The 4,486-nt window shown below is 69.3% G+C and carries 4 protein-coding genes; 2 read left to right on the top strand and 2 right to left on the bottom strand.

Annotated features, from left to right (window positions below):
- Positions 1 to 825: 825 nt before the first annotated feature.
- Positions 826 to 1,050 carry a hypothetical protein gene (locus BN1056_RS05705; RefSeq protein ID WP_073327394.1) on the bottom strand — a complete coding sequence of 75 codons (225 nt, stop codon included), beginning with the start codon at positions 1,048 to 1,050 and terminating at the stop codon, positions 826 to 828.
- A gap of 234 nt (positions 1,051 to 1,284) precedes the next feature.
- Between BN1056_RS05705 and BN1056_RS05710 the strand changes: the two genes are divergently transcribed.
- Positions 1,285 to 2,034: a sulfite exporter TauE/SafE family protein gene (locus BN1056_RS05710; RefSeq protein WP_159097639.1), complete on the top strand. Its 750-nt coding sequence runs from the start codon at positions 1,285 to 1,287 to the stop codon at positions 2,032 to 2,034.
- A 25-nt stretch (positions 2,035 to 2,059) separates the two neighbouring features.
- Here the strand turns inward: BN1056_RS05710 and BN1056_RS05715 are convergent, their stop codons facing one another.
- The gene (locus tag BN1056_RS05715; RefSeq protein ID WP_210579712.1) at positions 2,060 to 2,722 is read right to left on the bottom strand and encodes a ferritin-like fold-containing protein; all 663 of its coding nucleotides are present in this window, start codon (positions 2,720 to 2,722) and stop codon (positions 2,060 to 2,062) included.
- A 318-nt stretch (positions 2,723 to 3,040) separates the two neighbouring features.
- Between BN1056_RS05715 and BN1056_RS05720 the strand changes: the two genes are divergently transcribed.
- The coding region (locus tag BN1056_RS05720) for a DEAD/DEAH box helicase (protein ID WP_425306106.1) at positions 3,041 to 4,486 on the top strand (1,446 nt) is incomplete at its 3' end.

The following is a 4,486-nucleotide window of genomic DNA, read 5'->3' on the forward strand; positions in this document are numbered from 1 at the left end:
CCTACCTCACCGACCAAGCCGAAACCCAACAAGGACACTAAACAGGCTCTTCTCGTTTGTGGGCGTGGCGGTTCGGGCACTGGTTGCAACGGCGGAGGTCGTTCTCGGGTGCGGGAGGTCGTCTTCGGGTCGGCGAGGTCGTACTCGGTGGGTGCCAGCCTGCCGAATACGACCTCTTCATCCCCAAACCCTCCACATTCGGGAGGGTTTCGGGCCGACGAGGACGTCTTGGCCGAACCTGGGACGTCCTCGGGTCGGCGAGGACGTTCTCGGGCGAACCAGGATGTTCTCGGGCCCACCGGGTCGTTCTCGGGCCGAGGAGGACGTCTTCAGGCCAAGAAGGTCGTCTCTGGGGCGGGGACGTTCTCGGGTTGGCGGTGTTGGCGACCGCGGACGAATCGTTGGAGTCGTCGGAATCATGCGGATCCCGCAGGCGCAGAGGTGTGCCTACTTGGACCGGGTTCCTCCGGTTGGACCGCCGTAGCCGCCGGTTACAGCGGTCCAACGGGGCGTGGGCGGTCCAACGCGCGAACCGTCGCACCTGATCCACCGCGCACATCCCACCCATCGCGTCACCCACCGCGCCGCCGTGCCCCGCACACCAACCACAACCCGGACAGTCGCCGCCCGTCAGCCCGCCACACACCCAAACACAAAGAACCGCTAAACACACCGCCGGCAGCCGCAGTCGGCGCACCACAGCCACCAGATCAGCACAGCCCTGGTGGCGCGCTGCGCCCACCATGTCCACCGACAGCTGCGCCCATCATGCCCACCGATGCCCACCGCCAGCCCATCATCGCCGTGGGCACCCCGCGGGCAGCGCTACAGCCGGTCGTGCTTCTCACAGAAGACGTGGTTCCCCATGATCTTGAAGCCGTCGCGTTCGGCCGCGCGCAACGCGTCGTGCTCGGTGTAGCTCAAGGCGAGCACGCGCTCAATCGCCGTGCCATCCGGGTCGTGGACCGTGTCGACCACCCGATGCGCGACCATGCGGTCGCACCCCTCGTGGTCACAACGGACGGCGATTGCCTCGCGACGAACGAACATGTGGTCCCCTTTCAGCGTCAGGACTGCTGATTGTCGAATCTGTTTTGCCTGTGCGAATCTGCTTCGCCAGCGTGCCCACCGCGGAGCATCGGCGCCCCGATGTGAGCCACGCACGTATCATGCCTCACACTTCCGCGCCCGGTGGGGGCCCCGCCGCGCACGTGGCCCCCACCGCGCGCACGCGCCGCGCCCGCCCCGACGGGGCACAACGCGTTACGGCTACTGTTAGCGGCGATGTCGCCCGTGATCACCTACGCCCTCCTGTTTCTCGCCGGAGTGGTTGCCGCCATCGTCGGCTACCTAGTGGGAATGGCCTCGCTCGTCTCCTACCCGGCGATGCTCGCCCTGGGCGTGCCGCCGGTGGTCGCCAACGCCTCCAACACCGTCAGCCTGATTCCCGGCGGCATCGGCTCACTGATTACCTCCTGGGACCGGCTCAAGCAGATCCGCTACTACCCGCTGCTTCCCCAGGCACTCATCGCCGTCGTCGGCGGGCTCGTGGGCGGCGCGCTGCTGCTGGTGGCCCCGCCCGGCGTATTCGAGGCGATCGTGCCCTGGCTGGTGCTACTCGCAACCGCCCTGGTGGCGCTGAGCCCGCGGTTGCGGCGCGGCGCCACCAACTACCGACTGCCCGCGCCCGCGTTCCTGGCCCTGATGGCCGCCATCATGGTCTACAGCGGTTACTTCGGCGCCGGCGCAGGGGTGCTCTTCTTCGCCCTGTGCACCCTGGGCACGCCCATGAACACCCACGCGGCCGTGGTGATGAAGACGCCCATGACCACCCTGTCCAACTTCGCCGCCGCCGTGCTGTTCATCGTGCAGGGGCAGGTCGACTGGGGCGCCGCGATCACGGTAGGCCTGGGCTCCTTCGCCGGCGGCTACGTGGCCCCGCTGATTCAGCGGCTGATTCCCGAGCGGGTCATTCACGCCGCCGTGGTGGTCGGCGGCCTGGTCCTGACCGTCTGGCTGCTGCTCGGCTTCTGATCCCGGCCCGACGACGGCGCCCGGGCTAGACGCGCAGGCCCAGCCCCCGCATGCGGGTGGTCGCCCCCTGGGAGAGGGCCTCGTGCAGCGCCTCGCCGTCGGCACCCGACGCGGCCAGGTCCGGGGCGGTGGCCAACAGGCGCTTCATGGTGCCGATCTCCTCGCCCACCACGCGGCGTCCCCACAGCCCCAGGCGCGCCGCCAGCTGGGTGTCCTCGCCGATTGCCGGCACCAGTTGGGAGGAGGCGAAGGCCGCCAGTCGGTCGGCGTCGGTGTCCTCCGTAAGCTGATCGCGCAGGGGCGTCTCCACCGTCTCCGCCAACGCGACGACGAAGTCGCGCAGCAGCCCGAAAGTCAGGTAGGTCTTGGTCAGTCGCTCATACCAGTCCAGGGGACGCAGCCGCTCGTCGAAGTCGCCCAGAGCCCCGACGAAGGGCTCGGCCGCCGCGAGCACGTCGACGTTAGCGTCCGCCGCCGAGACCCGCAGTCGTTCGAAAGAAGCGACCGCCTCCCCGCTCATGCGCAGCAGCTCGGCGCGCAGTTCCATGTTCGGGGCCTTGTCGGCGTCCTTGGCGTAGCGCGTGCAGGCGATGGTCCGGGCGTAGGCGGCCAGGCCGACCACCGCAACCGTGTGCGGCGACGGCGACGCGGCCACGGTCCGGCCGGCAGGAAGGGCAGAGCTCGTCATGGTGTCAGGGTAGGCCCTGACGCCGTGCCAACCCCCGTGTTCGCCACAAGTGCTCGACGGCCAACGCGATCCATCTCTCTTATCGGTCACTCACGCATCCACGCCCGGTTGACTAGGCTGGACGCAGGTTGCCCGGTCGCCATGCCCATCGTCATGCCTCTCAGCCCCACCTGCCGTTACGGCAGCGTGCGTGGCGTCATTCGCGATCGGCTGCCGTATATGACCGCAGGCGCGGACTCCGCCGCACGCCGGCGCCTCATCCGCGCCGCCTGAGCCCGGGGTCCGCCCGGATTACATACAACCGAAAGCACATACCGCATCGTGACCGAGCAGACCGCAACAACTGAATCAACCACTACTCCCGCCGCGCCGGCCGAGCCGCAGTCGCCCACCGCGACCACCGAGGCGCCCGGCGCGCCGGCCGACACCGCCTCCGGAATCATCTCCACCGCGCAGGCCCACGCCCCGGTGCTGGACGACGCCAAGCCCGACATCACCGATGCCGGCTCTGAAACCGACCTGACCACACGTACCTTCGCCGACTTCGGCGTTGAGGAGGAGATCTGCCAGGCCCTGGCGGACAAGGGCATCACCCACCCCTTCCCCATCCAGGCACTCACCCTGCCGATCGCGCTGCGCGGCCAGGACATCATCGGCCAGGCCAAGACCGGCACCGGCAAGACCCTCGGCTTCGGCATCCCGCTGCTCATGGACACGCTCGGCCCCGGCGAGGAGGGCTGGGATGAGGACCCCGCCTCGGGCTCCCCGCAGGCGCTGGTCATTCTGCCGACCCGCGAGCTGGCCAAGCAGGTGGCCGAGGAGCTGGCGGGCGCCGCCGCCAAGCGCACTGTGCGCATCGTCCAGGTGTACGGCGGGCGCGCCTACGAGCCGCAGATCGAGGCGATCGAGCAGGGAGCCGAGATCGTCGTCGGCACCCCCGGTCGCATCATCGACCTGATGGATCGTCGGGTCCTGGACCTGACCCACGTAACCACCGTGGTACTGGATGAGGCCGATGAGATGCTCGACCTGGGCTTCCTGCCGGACGTGGAGAAGATCCTCTCGCGCACCCGCTCCGACCGCCACACCATGCTTTTCAGCGCCACCATGCCGGGCGCCGTCGTCGCCCTGGCCCGCCGCTACATGACCAAGCCGACCCACATTCGCGCCCAGGACCCGGGCGACGACTCCATGACGGTCAAGACCGTGCAGCAGGTCGTCTACCGCACCCACGCGCTGAACAAGGTCGAGGTGCTCTCCCGCATCCTGCAGGCCGAGGGCCGCGGCCGCACCATCATCTTCGCGCGCACCAAGCGCACCGCCGCCCGCGTGGCCGAGGACCTGGCCGCCCGCGGCTTCGCCACCGCTGCCCTGCACGGCGACCTGGGGCAGGGGGCCCGCGAGCAGGCGCTGCGCGCCTTCCGCAAGGGCAAGGTGGACGTGCTGGTGGCCACCGACGTGGCGGCGCGCGGTATCGACGTCGACGACGTCACCCACGTCATCAACTACCAGTGCCCCGAGGACGAGAAGATCTACGTCCACCGCATCGGCCGCACCGGCCGGGCGGGCGGCTCGGGCACCGCGATCACCTTCGTCGACTGGGACGACGTCTCCCGCTGGCGTCTGATCGCCAAGGCGCTCGGCCTGCCGATCGAGGAGCCGGTGGAGACGTACCACACCTCCGACCACCTCTACACGGACCTGAACATTCCCCGAGATGTCACCGGCAAGCTGCCGCGCAGCATGCGGGTCCTGGCGGGGCTC

Origin of the sequence: Actinomyces succiniciruminis (assembly GCF_900002405.1) — a bacterium.
Taxonomy (GTDB): domain Bacteria; phylum Actinomycetota; class Actinomycetes; order Actinomycetales; family Actinomycetaceae; genus Actinomyces; species Actinomyces succiniciruminis.

Bases quoted from the DNA above. Each gene is read 5' to 3' on its own strand.
- BN1056_RS05705 (WP_073327394.1), bottom strand. From the start codon at position 1,050: ATGTTCGTTCGTCGCGAGGCAATCGCCGTCCGTTGTGACCACGAGGGG.
- BN1056_RS05710 (WP_159097639.1), top strand. From the start codon at position 1,285: ATGTCGCCCGTGATCACCTACGCCCTCCTGTTTCTCGCCGGAGTGGTT.
- BN1056_RS05715 (WP_210579712.1), bottom strand. From the start codon at position 2,722: ATGACGAGCTCTGCCCTTCCTGCCGGCCGGACCGTGGCCGCGTCGCCG.